Origin of the sequence: Pseudoalteromonas sp. 1CM17D (assembly GCF_023161805.1) — a bacterium.
In the GTDB taxonomy this organism is placed as follows: Bacteria; Pseudomonadota; Gammaproteobacteria; order Enterobacterales; family Alteromonadaceae; genus Pseudoalteromonas; species Pseudoalteromonas atlantica.
This window is the reverse complement of record NZ_JALNTP010000005.1, coordinates 104,802-124,468: the sequence shown is the minus strand read 5'-3', so window position 1 is coordinate 124,468 and position 19,667 is coordinate 104,802. Positions and strand designations below refer to the sequence as shown.

18 protein-coding genes and 1 pseudogene are annotated in these 19,667 nt (G+C 40.7%); 9 read left to right on the top strand and 10 right to left on the bottom strand.

Translation table 11 applies throughout. The features are described from left to right. The first annotated feature begins 61 nt into the window (after positions 1-61). Positions 62-1,408 (top strand): N-succinylarginine dihydrolase, encoded by a 1,347-nt coding sequence (gene astB / locus MSC25_RS10835; RefSeq protein ID WP_248443394.1) that lies wholly within the window; start codon positions 62-64, stop codon positions 1,406-1,408. Between the two features lie 77 nt (positions 1,409-1,485). Here the strand turns inward: astB and MSC25_RS10830 are convergent, their stop codons facing one another. Next, on the bottom strand, positions 1,486-2,340 hold the full coding sequence (locus MSC25_RS10830; RefSeq protein ID WP_248443393.1) for a mechanosensitive ion channel domain-containing protein: 855 nt from the start codon (positions 2,338-2,340) through the stop codon (positions 1,486-1,488). A 346-nt stretch (positions 2,341-2,686) separates the two neighbouring features. Here MSC25_RS10830 and MSC25_RS10825 point away from each other — a divergent pair, with 346 nt between their 5' ends. Together MSC25_RS10825 and MSC25_RS10820 are read left to right on the top strand one after the other, a co-directional pair. Then, the gene (locus MSC25_RS10825; protein WP_248443392.1) at positions 2,687-3,685 is read left to right on the top strand and encodes a DUF4382 domain-containing protein; all 999 of its coding nucleotides are present in this window, start codon (positions 2,687-2,689) and stop codon (positions 3,683-3,685) included. A gap of 229 nt (positions 3,686-3,914) precedes the next feature. Continuing rightward, on the top strand, positions 3,915-4,595 hold the full coding sequence (locus MSC25_RS10820) for an SDR family oxidoreductase (RefSeq protein ID WP_004587015.1): 681 nt from the start codon (positions 3,915-3,917) through the stop codon (positions 4,593-4,595). Between the two features lie 130 nt (positions 4,596-4,725). Here MSC25_RS10820 and MSC25_RS10815 read toward each other — a convergent pair whose 3' ends face one another. Beyond that, on the bottom strand, positions 4,726-4,989 hold the full coding sequence (locus MSC25_RS10815) for a Txe/YoeB family addiction module toxin (protein WP_004587014.1): 264 nt from the start codon (positions 4,987-4,989) through the stop codon (positions 4,726-4,728). Further along, positions 4,982-5,236 carry a type II toxin-antitoxin system prevent-host-death family antitoxin gene (locus tag MSC25_RS10810; RefSeq protein ID WP_004587013.1) on the bottom strand — a complete coding sequence of 85 codons (255 nt, stop codon included), beginning with the start codon at positions 5,234-5,236 and terminating at the stop codon, positions 4,982-4,984. The genes MSC25_RS10815 and MSC25_RS10810 overlap by 8 nt, the downstream gene beginning before the upstream one ends. 132 nt (positions 5,237-5,368) lie before the next feature. Between MSC25_RS10810 and MSC25_RS10805 the strand changes: the two are divergent. Continuing rightward, positions 5,369-5,659, top strand: a pseudogene (locus tag MSC25_RS10805) (SDR family NAD(P)-dependent oxidoreductase); the annotation flags it as partial. A gap of 174 nt (positions 5,660-5,833) precedes the next feature. Here MSC25_RS10805 and MSC25_RS10800 read toward each other — a convergent pair. Next, a complete protein-coding gene (locus MSC25_RS10800; protein ID WP_248443391.1) occupies positions 5,834-6,556 on the bottom strand; it encodes a hypothetical protein in 723 nt (240 codons plus the stop codon). A gap of 114 nt (positions 6,557-6,670) precedes the next feature. Beyond that, positions 6,671-7,573: a hypothetical protein gene (locus MSC25_RS10795; RefSeq protein ID WP_248443390.1), complete on the bottom strand. Its 903-nt coding sequence runs from the start codon at positions 7,571-7,573 to the stop codon at positions 6,671-6,673. Between the two features lie 740 nt (positions 7,574-8,313). On the opposite strand from MSC25_RS10795, the gene MSC25_RS10790 reads away from it, so the two are divergent. Further along, positions 8,314-9,627, top strand: a complete 1,314-nt coding sequence (locus MSC25_RS10790) for a M20/M25/M40 family metallo-hydrolase (protein ID WP_248443389.1) — start codon at positions 8,314-8,316, stop codon at positions 9,625-9,627. Positions 9,628-9,642: 15 nt separating this feature from the next. Here MSC25_RS10790 and MSC25_RS10785 read toward each other — a convergent pair whose 3' ends face one another. Next, positions 9,643-10,542 carry a LysR family transcriptional regulator ArgP gene (locus tag MSC25_RS10785; RefSeq protein ID WP_054981659.1) on the bottom strand — a complete coding sequence of 300 codons (900 nt, stop codon included), beginning with the start codon at positions 10,540-10,542 and terminating at the stop codon, positions 9,643-9,645. Between the two features lie 105 nt (positions 10,543-10,647). Between MSC25_RS10785 and MSC25_RS10780 the strand changes: the two genes are divergently transcribed. Then, on the top strand, positions 10,648-11,250 hold the full coding sequence (locus MSC25_RS10780; RefSeq protein WP_024032917.1) for a LysE family transporter: 603 nt from the start codon (positions 10,648-10,650) through the stop codon (positions 11,248-11,250). Between the two features lie 59 nt (positions 11,251-11,309). Here MSC25_RS10780 and MSC25_RS10775 read toward each other — a convergent pair whose 3' ends face one another. The 3 genes from MSC25_RS10775 to MSC25_RS10765 all read right to left on the bottom strand — a co-directional run bounded on the left by MSC25_RS10775 (position 11,310) and on the right by MSC25_RS10765 (position 13,958). Next, positions 11,310-12,107 carry a response regulator gene (locus MSC25_RS10775; protein WP_121638280.1) on the bottom strand — a complete coding sequence of 266 codons (798 nt, stop codon included), beginning with the start codon at positions 12,105-12,107 and terminating at the stop codon, positions 11,310-11,312. Between the two features lie 121 nt (positions 12,108-12,228). Further along, entirely contained in the window at positions 12,229-12,945 is a 717-nt protein-coding gene (locus MSC25_RS10770) for a Sir2 family NAD-dependent protein deacetylase (RefSeq protein WP_248443388.1), read from the bottom strand. After that, positions 12,942-13,958, bottom strand: coding sequence for a kelch repeat-containing protein (locus MSC25_RS10765; RefSeq protein ID WP_248443387.1), 1,017 nt, complete (start codon positions 13,956-13,958; stop codon positions 12,942-12,944). The genes MSC25_RS10770 and MSC25_RS10765 overlap by 4 nt, the downstream gene beginning before the upstream one ends. A gap of 426 nt (positions 13,959-14,384) precedes the next feature. Between MSC25_RS10765 and MSC25_RS10760 the strand changes: the two genes are divergently transcribed. Genes MSC25_RS10760 through MSC25_RS10750 form a run of 3 tightly spaced genes read left to right on the top strand, consistent with a single transcriptional unit; the run spans position 14,385 to position 19,024 of the window. Beyond that, positions 14,385-16,445, top strand: coding sequence for a TonB-dependent receptor (locus MSC25_RS10760; protein ID WP_248443386.1), 2,061 nt, complete (start codon positions 14,385-14,387; stop codon positions 16,443-16,445). 8 nt (positions 16,446-16,453) lie between these two features. Continuing rightward, positions 16,454-16,987: a YfiR family protein gene (locus MSC25_RS10755; protein ID WP_095206797.1), complete on the top strand. Its 534-nt coding sequence runs from the start codon at positions 16,454-16,456 to the stop codon at positions 16,985-16,987. A 3-nt stretch (positions 16,988-16,990) separates the two neighbouring features. Next, positions 16,991-19,024 (top strand): EAL domain-containing protein, encoded by a 2,034-nt coding sequence (locus MSC25_RS10750; RefSeq protein WP_248443385.1) that lies wholly within the window; start codon positions 16,991-16,993, stop codon positions 19,022-19,024. Position 19,025: 1 nt separating this feature from the next. On the opposite strand, the gene MSC25_RS10745 is transcribed toward MSC25_RS10750, so the two are convergent. Then, positions 19,026-19,661, bottom strand: coding sequence for an isoprenylcysteine carboxylmethyltransferase family protein (locus tag MSC25_RS10745; protein WP_121638275.1), 636 nt, complete (start codon positions 19,659-19,661; stop codon positions 19,026-19,028). Positions 19,662-19,667: the final 6 nt, after the last annotated feature.

Below are 19,667 nucleotides of genomic sequence, written 5' to 3'. Positions count from 1 at the left end.
TGCAAGCGCGGCCATTGCGTTGTATTGTTAAGTAACTAAAAACAATATGATTGGAACGTGTATGCACGCCTTAGAAGTAAATTTTGATGGCTTAGTTGGCCCTACTCACAACTATGCGGGTTTATCGTATGGTAACGTTGCCTCGTTAAATAATGCGGCAAGTTTTTCAAACCCTCAAGAAGCTGTGTTACAGGGCCTTGAAAAAATGAAAGCCATGCACGACAAAGGCCTAACACAAGGTGTGTTTGCGCCCCATGCACGCCCCGATTTAAACGTACTACGTCGCTTAGGTTTTACCGGCAACGACTCGCAAGTTATTCATAAAGCATTTAAAGCAGACCCTATTTTATTGCGCGCGTGTTATTCGGCCTCTGCAATGTGGACCGCCAATGCCGCTACTGTTTCTCCATCGCCAGATACCCTCGATGGCAAAGTGCACTTTACCTCAGCTAATTTAAACAATAAGTTTCACCGCTCGCTAGAGCCTGCTACAACTACCCGCTTACTAAAAGCCATGTTTAATAACGATAGCTATTTTGCACACCACACGCATTTACCCGATCAGGGCTTTTTTGGCGACGAAGGCGCGGCTAACCACACCCGACTTTGCGACAGCCACGGCGAGCAAGGCCTAGAAATGTTCGTATTTGGCGCAAGTGCCTTTAACAGCCAGTTACCAAAACCGGCTAAGTTTCCTGCAAGGCAAACACTAGAAGCCTCAGAAGCCATTTGCCGATTACATAATTTAAGAGAATCGAGCCAAATTTTACTGCAGCAAAATCCAGATGTTATAGATCAAGGCGTGTTTCATAACGATGTAATTGCAGTAGGTAACGCAAACGTATTGCTTTGCCACCAGCAAGCATTTTTAAACCAACACGATGCCCTGCAAGAAATTCGCGATGCCTACACCGGCAACAAACAGCTATACATAATTGAAGTACCTACTGATAAAGTAAGCATTAGCGATGCAGTAAGCAGTTACTTATTTAATAGCCAATTAGTAAGCCTAGATGATGGCTCAATGCTATTAGTAGCGCCACAAGAGTGTCAACGTAATAGCGCAGTAAATGCCTACATTGAAGAAATGATTTTAGCCGATAACCCAGTAAACCAAGTGCAGTTTTTTGACCTGCGCCAAAGTATGCAAAATGGCGGCGGCCCTGCCTGCCTGCGTTTACGTGTAGCTCTTAACGAGCAAGAACTTGCTGCGGTAAACCCAGAGGTTATTTTAACCGATAATAAATACACTCAGCTTTGTGACTGGGCAAAGCGTAACTACCGCGATAAGCTAGGTGCAAGCGACTTTGCCGATTCAGCCCTACTCACCGAAAGCTACCAAGCACTGGATGAACTAACCCAGCTGCTTAATTTAGGCTCGGTATACGACTTTCAATTAGAAGGGTAATACTCGTCAGCAAAAAGCTGATACAAAAATAGCGAGCCAAGGCTCGCTATTTATATTTGTGTTTGTGCTAATAGAGTTTAAGTTTCTTTACTTACTGTTATTGCCGATGCCATCGACTCAGATATATGCAGCGTTCGCTGCGGAAACGGAATGCTCAGCCCCGCACCTTCTATGGCTTCTTTAACGCGTTTATTTAAATCCCACATGGTTTGCCAGTAATCGCCATTTACAGCCCATGCACGTAATTGAATATTTACTGCGCTTTCGCCTATTGAGGTAACCATTACTTTAGGCGCTGGCTCTGCGAGTAATCGGCTTTCTGATTCGGCAACTTCTTTAAGTACATTTAAGCCAACATCAATAGAGTCGGCGTACGAAATTCCCACCACTATATCCATGCGCCTTTTACCGTTACGGGTAAAGTTTTTAATGTTGCCGCCCCATACTTTTCCGTTAGGCGATGCGATATACAGGCCGTCGGTGGTTTTAAAAATGGTCGTAAATAAGTTTATTTCGTTTACTGTGCCAAGCGTACCGCTCGCATCTACAAAGTCGCCTATTTTAAATGGCCTCAGTATGAGTAGCATAATGCCGGCTGCAATATTACTCAGCGTGTTTTTAAGCGCCAAACCAATCGCTAAACCCGCCGCGCCCATTAGCGCTATTAAACTTGCCGTATTAACGCCAAAAATATCTAAAATAAACAGCCCAGCAATTATGTAAACTAAATACCCCGCAATGCTCGATAAAAGCGGCAGTAGCGTTTCGTCTACTTTTTTTAATGGCGACTTAGAATTTTTAATCGCTTTTTTTACCGAACGCGCAATAAGCGCACTCGCAACTAAAATAGCCAAAGCTAATACCACTTTGTAACCTAAAGTGATGATTGTTTCTGAATGGCTTTGCCAAAACACAATAAGTTTATCTTTCATACATATTCCAACTATGGGCTGATTATCAGCAAGAATTAAATCTATACACTTCAAAAGAAGTGGCGGGAGTATATAGTAAAAATTTTAAAGCGATAGCATTAAAATAAGTGGAAGGTGTGCCTATATCAGCAAATTAATTGGGCAAAGTTTTTCTTTTTTTCGCTTAAATTTTCACACTTAAAACCTTTGTGCTCACAAACTAGTTAACCTATGGCGTACATACTTTTGTTCAAAAATGCGCAAAGTAAAATAAAGATTAACTTCAAGTAACTATTCTAAAAACCAGTTCAATCTAAATTCAGCTTAGCTCTTCTACAATCCGCTTTATAAACTAAAGGAGTAAATCATGAATTTTAAATCAACATTAGTCAGCAGCGCCGTTCTTTTTGCATTAGCCGGGTGTGGCTCTTCAAGTGATGACAATGACACAACACCGCCACAATCTAGCGACAAGTCAACCTTTAGCCTTGGTGTGTCAGATGCGCCGGTTAGTGGTTTAAAAGCGGTTAACGTCGTGTTTGATTCAATCACTATTAAAACACAAGGCGATGAAGAATTTAGTTTTGAAACCCGAAGTGAAGCTGACGCATCTCAACCACAAATGGTTAATTTGCTCGATTACACCGGGGACGATGTTTTTGAGCTGCTTGACGATCAAGAAGTGCCAGCAGGCGAATACTCGTGGATCCGCGCTCAAGTTATAAATGGCGATACAAATAACCTTAGTTTTACATCTCACGTAGTATACGAAGACGACAGCATTGCTCCGCTCGTGGTAAAAAGAAAAGGGAATGATGGTGTAGGCGAAATACAACTCGATGGCTTTACACTTAACCAAACTGATAACGACTTTGTTTTAGAATTTGACCTAAAAAAATCGCTGGTCGATCCCCAAAATAATGAGGAGATCTTTTTAAAACCTAGAGGCGTACGATTACAAAATCTTTCTGAGTCACAAGAAATTGAAGGCACAGTAAGCCAAGCGCTTATTAATAACTGTGAAACAGACAATATCACCACTGCTGCTGCAGATTCAACGTTTGGACACGCCGTATATCTATATTCATCAGATGCTCAAGTACCTAAAGATATATACGAAATAGATGAGCAAACCCCAGAAGATGCCCCACTTGCGACCGCAAATGTTGTATTTGACCAAGACGATAACCAATATGAGTTTGAGCTTGCTTTCATTACACCGGGAGACTACCAACTTGGCTATACGTGCACCGCACATATAGACGATGCAGAGCTAGAAGATACTGATTTCACTGTTTATCAACTTAAGCAAATTAGTGTACCGCAAACTGAGGACCTTTCAGTTAGCTTTGACATAACACAATAAACGTATAGCGCACTTTAAGGTGCGCTTTTTTTTATAAAAAGTATAACAAAAACGAACACTCCACCTTTGCAAAAACCCATTAAAGCCACTCATCTAACATCATCCAAATAATTCATTCGAAAAGTGACCTGCATTCAAGCCCCGTTAACCCAGAACTGGTACAGTCAATAGCACGTATTAGTTAAACCGTTCTTATCATTTTGAATATGTAAACATAGGAGAAATAATCATGGCGAAAGAAAAAGTAGTTCTAATTACAGGTGCCTCTAGTGGCATAGGTGAAGCGAGTGCAAAAACATTGGTTAATAACGGCCATAAAGTCATTCTTACCGCCAGAAGTGAAGATAAATTAGCTGAACTAGTTGAGTCGTTAGGTGAAGATAACGCACTGAGTGTACCCGCAGATGCCACCGACTTTACCGAACTTGAAAACGTAGTAACAAAAGGGCTTAAAAAATTTGGCCGACTAGATGCCGCATTCGCCAACGCGGGTATGGGCGTTTCAACCGCAGGCACCGAAAAAGGCGACCCCGATGAATGGTCAACCATGATAGACATAAACATTAAAGCCCTGCTGTGGACGGCAAAAGCAACCCTGCCTCATTTACGCCAAAACAAAGGCCACTTTATATTAACCAGCTCAGCCGCTGGCCGTAAGCCAATAAAAGGCTCTATTTACGGTGCAACTAAATGGTTTGCTTACGGGTTTGGGCAAAACTTAGCTGAGGAAATGAGCGAGTGGAACGGCCGCTGTACCACCATAGCCCCAGGCATGGTAAATACTCCATTTTTTGATGAAGCAAAGCCCGATAAGCTCGACCCGCAAGATGTAGCCGACGCCGTACTGTTTGCCATTGAAGCAAACCAGCGCAACAACGTGCGCGAGATATATTTAATGCCGACTAATTAACGCTGATTGGTTAAATTTGAGCTGTCAGGTTTAATGCCAATGGCGTTAAACCTGACGGTTTTTTTAATAAATACTGGCTGGATAGTATGAATAATTTAAGATGGATGTCTTGTTTATTTATCTTGTTTATTTAGTAATGGTAACGGCACGAGATAACTGTAATTGCTGTATCATCCACGGCATATACCAAACGATTTGTATCATCTATTCTACGAGACCAGAAGCCTGAAAGATTTTCTTTGAGGGGTTCCGGTTTTCCAATCCCATCAAATGGAGAACGCTTAACATCGACAATTAGCTTATTTATACGTTTCAAGGTTTTCTTATCTTGAGTCTGCCAGTAGACGTAACTATTCCAAGCTTCATCAGTCCATGATAATAACCTGTTACTCATCAATAAGTTCTCGTGGAGTCGTTTTGCCCGCTTTATACTGCGCAATTGAACGGTTTAAATGCTCAGCGTTCGCTGGAGAGCGAAGTAAATGAACAGTTTCCATAAGGCTGTTGTAGTAATCTAATGACATTACAACCGCATCTTCAGTGTCACGACGAGTGATTACTGTCGTATCTGCATCATTAATTACATTATCCAAAACGGCTTTTAGACTATTTCGGGCTTCGGTAAAAGACACTATTCTCATTTTGCACCTCACTTGTACATTATATAAGACAAGTTTAGCTTGAAAATTATTACATGTACAGGATACTGTGCATTACTTTGTCGTGGTAGCAAATTTCTAAATAAAGCGCACAGACATGTGGGCTAAAACAAAGGCCACTTTATATTAACCAGCTCAGCCGCTGGCCGTAAGCCAATAAAAGGCTCTATTTATGGCGCAACTAAATGGTTTGCTTACGGGTTTGGCCAAAACTTAGCTGAAGAAATGAGCGAGTGCAATGGCCGCTGTACTACCATAGCCCCTGGCAAGGTGAACACCCCATTTTTTGATGAAGCAAAGCCCGACAAACTCGACCCGCAAGATGTAGCCGACGCCGTACTGTTTGCCATTGAAGCAAACCAGCGCAACAACGTACGCGAAATTTATTTAATGCCGACTAATTAACGATGATTGGTTGAATTTGAGCTTTCAGGTTTAATGCCAATGGCGTTAAACCTGACGGTTGTTAAATTTAAATACCAACTAGGTAGAAGAAGGAGCTTAGGGAAGATATTCAGCTTATTACAATTTTAAGCGGAGCGATAACTGCCAACTGCTTTTGTTACTTTTAAAGGCTTTTTATGCGAATTGTTCAAGTATGCCGTATAAACCAACAAATCTCACACCTAAATTATCATTATGTTTTAGAACTATTTCTAACTCATGTTTTTGATACATAAGCGAATTAGCTTGCACTGAACCATTCCAAGACCTCATTAATAATATGGCAGAGCTTTGTACGTCTATACCCCACCAACTCTCAACATATTTATTCAAAAAATTAACTAATGATTTTAAAGCAATGAGGGAATCTTCTGCGGAGTAATGCTCTGAACTAAGTGACATCTTAGTTATTTTGCACTTTTCATGTGAGTCATCCTGCAGAGCTTTATGGTAATAAGCAATAGCCTCATTACCAACAACAGTAGACACCTCCTGTTTTACTGTTTTCACTTTCGGATGTATCAATGAATTACGCTGATCAATTAGCTTCTTAACAATCTGAGTCTCTTTTTCCCCACGCGGCAATGATTTATCTTTATGCCATTGAAGAACAAAATCGAGTTTGTCTAAGGTCGAAAATTTATCAATTTTATCTTTGATTTTTGAGGTTACTTCGACCGATGTAAGAAAAGAATTAGCAGCTGCCTCGAGAGCATAGTTAACAGATAAAATACTAGATTTTGCCAATGTGTTTTGTGTGTTTTTATTACTCTCCGAAGATGCAAGATCATAAAGTAAAACTGCATCTGAGAAAATAGAAAAAAATGTATTATCCGTTATTTCTACTGAACGATTCATAAAGCTCCGTGGTCGAATATAGCCTTACTAAGCGGCGCATAATTGTTGGCTAAAGTTGCAAAGGACGAGCTTTAGCCCACTGTCTAGCTACCTACTTATTATGATTGTTATATTTTATTTAATCACATACTCAGAGTAATTTTGATGACTTGATAAGGAAGAGTTGTGATAGCTCTTTAACCATAAAAATTTGTCTATGACTTTTTGCAATCTCTCAAGTTTTTTATCATTTAGACCTGTCTTCCTTGCTTCCAACTCAGTCAGTTTGTCTTTAACAGCCTTAGCATGTTTTTCAAAAAATAACTTTGTATGCTGTACCGATAATAAATATTGATGTGGATTTTTCGCAACTAGTTCAGCTACCATTGGGATATTCATATCAACTGTAGATAAATTGTACCCCAAGTAGTCAAGGTAATGCACCCCATCGCTATCTAGCTTAATTATATTATTTCCGCCGTACATAATTTTCGATAAGTCAGTTACGCTGTCTTTTAACTGCTTGTCCTTTAAGACCTCTGGGCTGAAAGCTATTCGGGGGTAAATTGCTAAAGAACTTTCGGCTTTATAAGCACTTATCAGTCCCTCACCTACAGCAAATTCATCTTTTATATAGCAGTATTTAGTCGAGATACCTCCGCGAAGAAAAAGCCCTTTTTGCGAAAAGCAATTAAAGATAATTGCTTGCAATCTCATCAAAATAATGAAAAGAGCATTAGCAGAATGCATATATTTTATTTTGATTTCTTTTAAGGTCCGAACTTCTTTGGGACTAAAAGTTATAATCAGAGAGTCTGATACAAAAGTATGTTTGACGTCATAATACTCATATAAGTTAAACGCTTTATCTTTCTTATATTGTTTTTTGACTTCTGTCCGATTTGTGAAGTTTAATCCAGCTTTGTTTTCTTCCATGAACGCAATGAATTCTTTGGCCTTAGCTTCAGAATTAATAGCCCCATTGATATCCCTATATCCCAACATATCAATAAATAGTGTCCATTGTACTAATTTCACATTATTCTCCGAATATAAAATATAACTTTTCAATAACGGGCACAGGCAAAAATTATTAGGTCGGTAATAATATTGAACCTAACCTCTAATTCATTTGAGTAAGTTCCCAGATATACAATGAACCCTTTGCAGCCAATGCCAAATAAAATAATAAAAATCCCTTTGGTAATTGGCTCGATCTTACTTTCAAGCATAATGAAAAAAGGAAAACAAAACCAAGCATTAAAGAAGGAAAGAAGAAAAAAACCAGTTATTAATCAAACTTGCAGGAAAGATGGCAAGGCAACAAACGGCTGAGAAAGCTAGAGTTAATCGAATTTTGTTTATTCTCTGCAATGTTGAAAATTCCTTTTGTTATTTAATAATCTAGTCTACGACATTTGCCGTTTATAAACTGCCAAGTGTCCCTATTTTATACTGATTTCATCCTAGCTATAATATAAACACCTGTAAACAAATAGTTAGCTTCACCTTACCATTCTTAAATGCAGCAGAACCCCAAAATGGTGGAGTTCAGTAATATCAGACTAACTGTTGTTTAGCTATACAGGCTGCTTATTAGTTAAGAGATTTTATTTTAAACACCTGTGTTTAAATCAATAACGCATACACCCTATAACCCTTAACCTTGTAACTCGTTATTGCTTATAAAATTAGTTAAAAATCACACTCTACTTCTATTGAACCCTTTGTATTTTTACTTCATATTAGCTGAACTACTTTTCAATTATTATGCTGTTATGTCACTTTTAAAATTTAGCCAAGCACTTATATTTATCCTTGCAAGTACCCTGTCGCTTACAAGCCATGCGGCGCTTAATAAAAACGAGCGTGAAATAGTAAAACAAGTTGAGCAAAACATGCCGCAAGCGCTTAAAGAAATAGAACAAGCGGTAAACATTAATAGCGGCTCGCTTAATATTGAAGGCGTAAAAAAGGTGGGCGCGCTTGCAAGCGAGCAATTAAAAACCATAGGTTTTGAGGTTGAGTGGCTAGATGGCAGCGCGTTTAACCGCGCAGGGCATGTATTAGCAACCCATGAGAGTAATGATCCCGATGCATTAAAAATACTGATGATCGGCCATCTTGATACCGTGTTTGCCAAACACGATAACTTTACTACCTATAAACAAATTGATGAACACACCGCCAGCGGCCCAGGTGTAGCCGATATGAAAGGCGGGAACACTATTATAATTACCGCACTTAAAAGCCTGCAAGCGCTTAATTTACTTGAAAACGTAAGCGTAAAAGTACTGCTTACCGGCGATGAAGAAAGCAGCGGTCGCCCACTGAGCTTATCTAAACAAGCCATTGTTGATGGCGCAATTTGGGCTGACGTAGCGCTAGGTTTTGAGAACGGCGATAACAATATTAAAACCGCGATGGCGGCGCGCCGTGGTTATACCGGCTGGACGTTAAATGTAACGGCCAATGCTGCACATTCATCGCAAATATTTAGTGACAGTGTGGGCTATGGCGCTATTTACGAGGCGTCGCGTATTTTAAATGACTTTAGAGAGCAACTAGCTACACAACCCAATTTAACCTTTAACCCGGGGCTTATTGTGGGCGGTACTGATGCACAGTACAACAGTGCTAACTCGTCAGCCACGGCGTTTGGTAAAAGTAACGTAATTGCGCAAACCGTGCATGTAGCGGGTGATTTACGGGCGCTTTCGCCAAAGCAGGTAGAGGGCGCTAAAAAAGTGATGCAGCAAATAGTGGCTAAAAGCTTAAATGGCAGCCAAGCTGAGCTTATTTTTGAAGACGGCTACCCACCAATGGGGCTCACCAAGGGTAATAAAAAGCTGCTTGCACTGTATAGCCAAGCAAGCCAAGACTTAGGCTATAACAAAGTGGAGGCTGCAAACCCACGTAATGCCGGCGCGGCTGATATTTCGTTTGCTGCAAACCATGTTGATATGGCGCTTGATGGCCTAGGCCTAATGGGCAGTGGCGCACACACTAAAAACGAAACCGCCGATTTAACCTCACTTAATAAAAACACCGCTAAAACAGCACTGCTTATTTACAGATTAGGGCAGTTATAAACGCAGGCTTAGCCTTTATGGGCTAATAGGCTCTAACCGTTTGCCTGCTACTTGCAATGCAAACTTACGCAACGTTTTAAGCTGCGGGCTTTCGGTTTGCCAATAGTGCCAGTACAAAGGTGTATCAATATAATATTCTGGGAATAAATCGACTAACTCCCCTTTTACCAGCGAGTCTCCTAGCTGTAATGTAGGTAATAGCCCATAGCCTAGGCCTGCTATCATGGCTTGTTTAAACCCCTCTGACGAAGGGTAAATATGGGTAAACAGTGGGGCTGAGCCATTAATATCTTCTAAAAATTGGTGTTGTAGCTTGTCATACTCACTAAATACCAAGCACGGTAAATGCGCTAATTGCGAAAGCTCAGTAAGCTTATGTTGTTTTATAAAATCGGGGCTTGCAATGGCTTTGTAGCGTATGGCGCCAAGCGGGCTAACTAGTCCGCCATTAACGGGCTCGGGGGATGAGCTAATACACACCATAACCTCGCCGTCTTTCATTCTTTTATGGGCAATGGATTGATCTTCACTAATGACTTCAAAGCGTAATTTGCACGCAAGCTCTGTATCTAATACGGCGAGTGCTTCGGGCAGCCAGGTGGCAAGTGAATCCGCATTAGCAGCAAGCTTTACGCTAAGCGGGGTGTTTAAATCTGTGTGCTCGTTAAGTGCCTCTACATTAAGGGCCACTTCTAGCTGCAATACTTGCTGTAAATGGTTAAGTAAACGTTTACCAAGTGCCGTGGGCGTTGGCGGCTGGGTTCTTATTAATACGGGCTCGCCTAGTTTGGCCTCAAGCTGATGAATACGCCTGCTCACCGCCGATTGGGTAATAAATAATTTTTTTGAGGCCTTTTCAAATCCGCCTTCACTTATAACGGCACTAAGCGCATTGAGTAACTGGTAATCAATCATGAGTTTTACGCATATAACAATAAATATATTCATTGGATTTGTAACAGAATACCCCCTACCCTGCAAGGCATTGGATAACAGGTTTTATTTGAGTGGATTTGAAGTATGTCGTTTTTGTCGGGTGTGATGTTAGGGCTAAGTTTAATTATTGCCATTGGGGCGCAAAATATTTGGATTTTAAGCCAATGTATGGCGGGCGCTAACCGTTTTGTTTTAGCCGCGGTTTGTATACTTTGCGACGCCACATTAATTATTGTAGGTGTATTTGCCGCTAATGAGTTAAAGCTATGGCTGCCGGGGTTATTACCGTGGTTAACCTGGGGCGGTATAGCTATGTTACTTTACTTAGCATTTGGCTCTGCGCGCAGCGCAATTAAAGGCACATCGGGGTTAAAAGTAACTCAGGTAATAAAAGTGAGCTGGTGGAAAACGGCCCTTGCGGCCTTTGCTATAAGCTTACTAAATCCACATGTTTATTTAGACACCGTATTGCTGCTTGGCAGCATTGGCGCATTACAACCCGCGCCTATGCACTTTGCTATTGGTGCTTGTGTGGCCTCTGTTATTTGGTTTAGTAGCTTAGTGTTGTTTGCGCCAAAATTAAAAAAGGTTTTAAGCTCCCCGTTTAGATGGCGCGTATTTGATAGCTGTATTGCGGTTATTTTATGTTTTGTAGCGTTTCAGTTATATAACGTGCCAAGCCAATAAGCCAAAACAGCGGTAGTTATGTATTTAACTACCGCTGTTGTTAGCCGTTTTTTAAAAGACTAAGACATTATTTTATAAAGTAATTCTCGCACTGTGGCCGGTTCAAACGGTTTATCGCAAATGGCATCAACTCCTGCTTGCGCAATATTAGCTAGGTGAGTGTCGTTTGCCTCTGAGCTCACCATTAAAATAGGAATATGCGAGTAAGCATTTGAGCCACGTACTGTTTCGGTTAGCTCGCGTCCATCCATTTCTGGCATGTTGTAATCGGTAACGATTAAATCGAACGATTGCTCACTAAGGTGCGCTATCGCTTCTTTTCCGTTTTCGGCTTCTACGGGTTCGGGGATCCCCATGCCAGCAAGTACGCGTATTATGTGTTTACGAGCAAAGCGGCTGTCGTCTACTACAAGTACACGAAGTAGCGTTACATCAAAATGATCAAGCTCTACTTCTTCTTCGCTTATTATATCGAGAGTTGCTTTGAGTGCGCGAGTAATGGCTTTTGCGCTAAAAGGCTTAGGTAAAATAGCCAACACACCGGATTGGCGTAGTTGCTCAAGGTACTTTTTATTACGCTCGCTCGATATAAGCATAAAAGGTTGATGTTCAGTGGCGGGGTTAAGTCTTATTTTTTGCAATAATGAGTCGGCTGTGCCGTCTGATAAGTACATCGAGCTTATTACTAGGTCTGGGTGGTAACTTTCAAGTAACGATAAAACCTGCGCTTGAGTAGCCGCAGTTTCTACTTGTTTAACACCACTTTCTGCAAGCGATTTTATTATTATTTTTTGCTGAACTTCTGAAGGCTCTACAAGTAAAATGGACAAGTTTGCTATTGCAGTTAGGTCGCTCATTCAAGTCTCTTTAGTATTGTTATAATAAGGATAATAATAACATTATTGACTCGTTAATATTATATAAAGAGATTGTAATATTTAAGAAAACATTAGCAATCCCTTCAAAATATAGCACTTTCTAATTAGATTGGATGTATTCTAATGCATTCATTTTTTTGTACGTTACATTGCTGTGCATTATGTGAACAGGGTTAGGGTCTACCACTTCTACTGGTATGTCGTAATTACGGGCTACTTCTAATGCCATTTGGGTAATATTTACACTAAACGAGGTGCCCATAAATACAATTTTATCGGCGTTGAGCATACGCTGTTGTGCTTCGGTTATTCTGTAAAGCTCGGTATAAAATTCATCGAACAACAACACAAAAGGCTTAAACGAATGATTACGCTCAGGTGTTTGGTTTTGAATGTTAAATAGCTCAAAAAGAGACTCATGCAGGCGGCTTTCATCTACACTATCCCACGGAGTCATAAGCGGTTTAACGGCTTCGCCTTGCTCATGAAATAACGTCATTTGATCGAGCCTGCCGTGTATAGCAATGTAATTTTTGTTACCGGCTTTGCCATCAAGACCATCTATATTTTGGGTTATTAAATTTTTATCGCTCAGCCAATGGTGCACTTCATTCGGGCCATGGTTACGATAGGCTGCAAAACGGTTGTAATACCAAGCTAAAAACTCGCGCGGATTGTTTTGATACATATCACGCGTGGCCATTTCCATAGGCGTATAATTTTTACTACCTATCGTCCAAAAGCCATCTTCGCCTCTAAATGTAGGTATGCCACTGGCTGCGCTTACCCCTGCACCGGTAATATAAAGTGTATTCACTGTGTTACCTCGTACCCTAATACATCGTTTATTACTTGTTGTTGGTTGTTCATGCCGCCAATACGATATAAAGCCCCATTGTGCTCAAGTAGCCCGCGGTGATCCATGCTGCCTTCGGCTAAAGGCGGTAATACCTGCCACGTGTTTTGCTTTATATCAAAACGCCACACATGGTTGCTTGCCGGAGCGGGCTTTTTATTGTAGCCAATACCATCATAGTTATAGGGGTTGTTAGAGCCGCCCAGCATGTAAATATTGTTATTGTAGCTAGTAGCAGCCATACGGTAATGCGACTCCCCCGTAGGGTGGGGCAAAGTACGCCAGTCTATTTTTAGTGGATTGTTGGCATTTATTGTGCCTTTTAAACACTGCGCAACACCTGCAAACGAGCGGCGAGAATCTGGATTTGCTTGGGTTTTAACGCCATCGCAAATAACAATAGTATTACCACTAATAGCAGCCGCTTGGCCAAATACTGGCTCACCTAAAAAAGGCGACGCCTGCTGCCATGTATTGTTTTTAGTATCGTACACTTGTACTAAATTTACGTTGCCATCGTTATGCCAACCGCTAATAAGGTATATGTAACGCTCTTTGTAGCTTAGCGCTACGCTGTCATCAACTGGTACTGGCATGCTCGCAAGGTGTTTATACGTATTGTTTTTTATATCGAAACGGTACACATCGGGGCTTGAAATTTCAGTATGATCGCTATCTACCGTGTAGCCACCAAAAATATAAGCGTATTCACCTAGGCCAACAGCAGTACTAGCTAAGCGCCCCTTTAATGGCAAACTTGAAGGCACACTCGCTTGTTGCTGCCAAGCGCTGTCGCCTAGTTTTAGTGAAAATACCTTATTGTGTACATCTGTGTGTTGTTTGTTTTTACCAAGCCCCATAAAACTCAAAAAATAGCGTTGGTTTTCAACAGTAACCTTAGCTACGGCATTGTTTGCAACGGGTTCGGGTAAAGCAGGAAGGCTTGCTAGCGCAATAGAAAAAAGAAGGCTCATAAAAACAAATAATATAAAAGTGACTAATACACTTAGGGTAAATTATTTTGCCTGTATGAACCAGCTAACTATAAGTAATTTACCTTATTAATGCGTGTGTTTAGGTGTGCTGCGTTTTACAAACCATCTAATAATTAATGATATAGCCAGCGAGCTAAATGAGATAAGCGAATTTACAAGCAGCGCCTAATTTACACGCCTTATTACTTGATTTTGAGGCTTTATTTATTAATTTTATTTAAAAACTACAAAACTTTAATAATTTAGCGTTAAATTTTAAAACACCCTTACTACTTAGTAATTTATGCTAGTTAGCTTAATAAAGTGTACTTTTAGCAATATAAAGTATGCTAATATTTTGTGGTAACAAATGTTTTACAAAAATATATCCTGTTTTTGATTTTTGATCCCTGTGGAGAAACCTAGGTGAAAATACCTAAAAAGCTATTGTGCTCACTTATTATTGCCTCACCAATACTTGCTGCAGAACCATTAAACGACGATGACTTAGACCTTGACGCGTTAATGGGAATGGATGTTCAAGCAACTTCTGCAATGAAACGAGCACAGTCGGCCTTTAACACCGCCTCTTCTATTTATGTGCTAAGCAAAGAGCAAATTACAAGTTCGGGCGCTACCTCTATTCCTGAGGCATTAAAAATGGTGCCAGGCCTTACCGTAAGACAACTTGATAACAATCAATGGGCTATTTCTGCACGCGGTGTTGCTTCACGGTATTCCAGCAAATTATTAGTAATGATAGATGGGCAAAGCCTATACACCCCCAAATTTGCGGCTGTGTATTGGGAGTCGTTGCATGTGCCTTTATACGATATTGAACGTATTGAGGTTATTCGTGGTCAGGGCGGGTTGTTATGGGGTAATAACGCAAATAACGGCGTGATCAATATCATTACTAAAAATAGCTTAGATACACGCAACACTTACGCTAAAGCAATTACAGGTAATCAAATAAATGCCGACATAAGCCTTCGCCATGGTGGTGATATTTCTGATATTGGTAGTTACAGGGGCTACTATAATACTAAAAATACCGCACCTTCTAAAAAAGGCAGCCGCATTAAACCTAATGACTTTACTAAACAGCACGCTGGCGGCTTTAGAGCTGATTTTACGCCAAGCGATGAGTGGTCAATCCTCCTGCAAGGGGATCATACCCACACAGAGCACGGCCAAAACCTTACTGGGGTAGTAGATGCGTCTAACCGCAGTCAGCAGTTTCCAACTATTGCAGATAGGCGCGATACGCGATTAATGACCCGTGTTGAGCATCGCCTTTCAGATAATGCAAACCAAATGCTGCAAATGTCATGGCTTAAACAACATGGTGAACAACCCTATATAAATGAAGATTTTGAATCGATTGACGTTGATTATCAAATGAACTTTATTACCGGATCACTCCAGGTAGATTGGGGGCTTAATTATCGATTTAATGATATTTCTTTTCAAGACAGCATTTTTATTAATAGCGATAAAGACCTAGAAGACCTTCATCAATACGGTGCCATGCTGCAAGCGCAATACAGTGTTATTCCAGATACGTTAAACCTCATTGTAGGCACAAAAATAGAGCATAACGATTTAACCGGTTGGGAAAACCAACCCCTTGCCCGCTTTACCTATCAGCCAAATAGCGAGCACCTAGCATGGGGTTCAATTTCACGTAGTGTGCGTATTCCTACATTAATTGAATTTAACGATAACTTTAGAGTAAATGGCCAAAAAATCTCAGATGTTATTGGCATGCAGTCGGGTATTGCTGAAATAGATCAATACCATATAGCTACATTTTTAAATGGTAACGATAACGTAAAAGCCGAAAATTATATCTCGTACGAGCTAGGCTACCGTATATCAAAGGCGGAGTGGTCTTTAGATGTTTCTGCATTTAATACGCAAGCGGATGATGTTGCCGTAATTAGTTTAAACCCTCATGTAGAACAATTTATACCTGCATTAAACTTTTATTTAGCCGGGGAAGTGTCACAAGCATTTGCGGCGCTTCAAACAACAAGCTTAGATTACGACTTTGTTTCGGTAGGTGAAACCACCACAACCGGCGGTGATTTATTGTTCTCGATGCAACTAATGGACGACTTAAGCAGCGAAGTTGGCTACAGCTATACAAAAATAGATTACGACTTACCTAATGCAACGCGCCCTACTATTGGCTACGACTCAGTAAACAGACAATTATTTACTAAACTGAATTACCAATTAAGTGAGCAGCATTCTATTTTTGCCACGCTAAGAGCCGAAAACTCAAGCACTTACAATACAGATAACTACACCGCTGTAGACCTTACATGGAACTGGAAAATAAACAATAACTGGGCCACAGCAGTATCAGGCAAAAATTTATTTGCAGGCTCACACATAGAATACGCCAATACTCGCGAAACATTTACGGTTCCTAATTACATAGACGAGTGTGTTACGTTTTCTGTTAGTGCAACATTTTAAGAGAGCCAATGCTTAAGCCTTTAAATCGATTGCTTTACCTATTTTTTTGCCTTGCGCTTTGTACAAGCTCAAGCGCGTTTGCGGTGCAAAAAGAATATGTGCTTAAAGCAGGCTTTTTATATAACTTTGCCCGCTTAGGGCAATGGCAATCTGCACCCGAAAACGGCTCCGACTTTTTAATTTGTAGCCCCGACAGCCAATTTATAGCAATAGCAAATGCCGCCCTAGAAAACAGAAAAGTACATAAACGCCACTTACGAAATAAACTAACTCCCCTCGAGGCAACTGCACTTGAGGGCTGTGATATAGTATTTATTACCGATAATACCTATAACATGTGGTTAGATGCCCACCCCGCGCTTAATTTAAAAAATACAATGATAGTTGGCGAAACCGATGGCTTTATAGCCGCACAAGGACATATTCGATTTTTTCTTTCAAGTAGTAAGGTGCGCTTTGAAGTTGCCCCAAGCAAGCTTAAAAAAGCAGGCATTACTATGAGCTCAAAAGTGCTGCGCCTAGCACGTGTAGTTGAGGGGTAAATAATGAAAAACTACTTCTCACTCAACTCAATGAGTAAAAAGCTGCTGTTTATTTTAATGAGCGTTGCGCTTATTTCTACGGCTACCGTTACTGCTGTTTTTAGCGCGTATGAGCTAAAAACCGCAAAACAAGAACAAACACAAAGCCTAAAATCACTCTCGCAAATATTAGCCCCCAATATTAGTACTGCTTTAATATTTTACGACACCGCCGCAATAAAAGAGCTGATTGAGCCGCTGTTAATGCGCTCCGACATTGTATCGGTAGAAGTGATAAACAATTTGAGCCAACAAATTGCAAGCGTAACCTCGCCTAAATACAGCCAAGAAAGCTCAGCCCCGCATACAATAGAAGTAAAAACACCATTAACAATTGACGCTCAACGCTACGGTACGCTGATTGTGCGCGCCGACGACAGTGACTTAAACGACAGAGCCGCTTTTTATGGCCGGTTTATTATTGTATTAATGATTTTTAGCTTTATTTTAAGTTTGCTTGTATCGCTAATGCTCAGAAAGCGTTTTTTAAACCCCATTTTATATTTAGCACAAACAGCAGAGCAAATTACCTCATCTAACGACTATAGCTTACGTGCAAAAGAGCTTTCAAAAGATGAAGTGGGTAAGCTAACTAGCTGTTTTAATGCCATGCTACAAACTATAGAACAGCGCGATAACCTGCTAGAAAACCAAGTAAAACGCAGAACAAAAGAGCTCGAAAATGCGAATGTTCAGCTGCATCAATATGCCTATCAAGATGGCTTAACCGACCTACCTAACCGCCGTTATTTTTATGAGCACCTGCAACAGCTTGTAAGCACACCTGAACAACCATTTTCTTTGGTATTTATTGATTTAGATGGCTTTAAAGAAGTAAACGATAGCTTAGGCCACGACTTTGGTGATTTATTACTTCACGAAGTGGCTAAGCGACTTCGCCGATGCTTAAAACAGCAAGACATAGTGGCGCGCTTAGGCGGTGATGAGTTTACCCTAATACTAAAAGGAATAAGCGATACAACAGCGGTTTCGCACATTGCACACGATGTAATGAAAAGCCTGACCCGAACAATAACCATAAAAAACGAACATGTGCAGGTAACCGCGAGTATAGGCGTGGCGTTTTTTCCGCATGACGGCATATCGGTCGAAACCTTAGTTAAACGAGCCGACCAAGCGATGTATTTGTCAAAAAGTAAGGGGCGAAACAGGTTTGAGTTTTTCTCATACGAAATGGAAGAACTGGCGATTGAAAAGCGCCGCCTTATAGAAGAAATACGCATTGGCTTAAATAACAACCAATTTGAACTTTACTATCAGCCAATATGGGACCCCCATTCACGTACGCTAAAAAAAGCAGAAGCGCTGATCCGTTGGAACCACCCAGAGCGAGGTATTATTGGCCCTGTTGAATTTATCGATATAGCAGAGCAAAATGGCTTGATAAAAGAGCTAGGTGAATGGGTTAAATCGCAAGCTGTTCGCGATGCGGTGCAGTTTAATAAACTAAGCTATACACCGGTGCAAATTAGTGTAAATACCTCGCCTTTAGAAATTGATCGCGACGGTGTTTGGGTTACCCAATGGGTAGAGGCGTGCAAACTTTATAATTTGCCACCTCATACTATATTAATTGAGATAACTGAAAACAGCTTAATGGACCCAGATAACGCGATTCAGCATCATTTAAAACGCCTTAATGCGCTTGATATAGACATTGCCATTGATGATTTTGGTGTTGGGTACTCATCGCTTGCGTACTTGCAGCAGTTAGACATTGATATACTTAAAATAGATCAATCGTTTATACAAAATATTGAAGCCAATAGCAGCAGTATAGCGCTAATTAAAGCCATAATTACTATGGCGCATAACTTAGGGGTAGAAGTGGTCGCCGAAGGGGTAGAAACACCAAACCAACAAGCACAATTAATCGCGTTGGGCTGTGATTACATTCAAGGCTACTTATATTCTAAACCGCTTTCAAAGCAAGATTTTATAAATAGCCATCTGCAAATAAAAGCAACCGTTGAATAACCTACAACCAGCGCGGTACGGTTTGCTTATATTTTAGGTAGTCATTATTAAAACGCGTGACTAAATGCGCTTCTTCAACGGCTATTTGTTTATAAAGCGCATATAAGCCCACAGCAAGGCAAATTAAGCTAAATAAGCTTGGTAATGCTAAAAAGAACCCCAGCTGAGCAGTTGCCACACCGACATACATAGGGTTGCGCGAAAAACTATATAACCCGGTAGTTTTAAGCGTTTGAGGCCCATTTGGGTCTATACCCGAGCGCCAAAGTGACGCCATATGAAAATGAACAACCATACTGAGCACAAAGCCCGCCGTGAGCATAATATTGCCAAACATAACACCCGGCCACCCATTTAAGGTATAAAACATACCTAAGTAGTTATCGGTGGCAGGCACAAACACACGCAGCACACACACAAACCATATAGCAGCTCTAAAAAACTTAAACGCCATATGATTCCACCAGCTAGTACAAAACTTAGCGCCAGGAAAAATAACACCCGCAGGCGTTGAACGGTTTTTATAAATAATTCTAACGGTGTAAAACCCCGCCACAAACGTATAAAAAAGCGCTAAATACACACGCGTAAATTCGATTAGTGAAGCAGAATCATCTATCAACGGTTGGTAACTCATTAATTT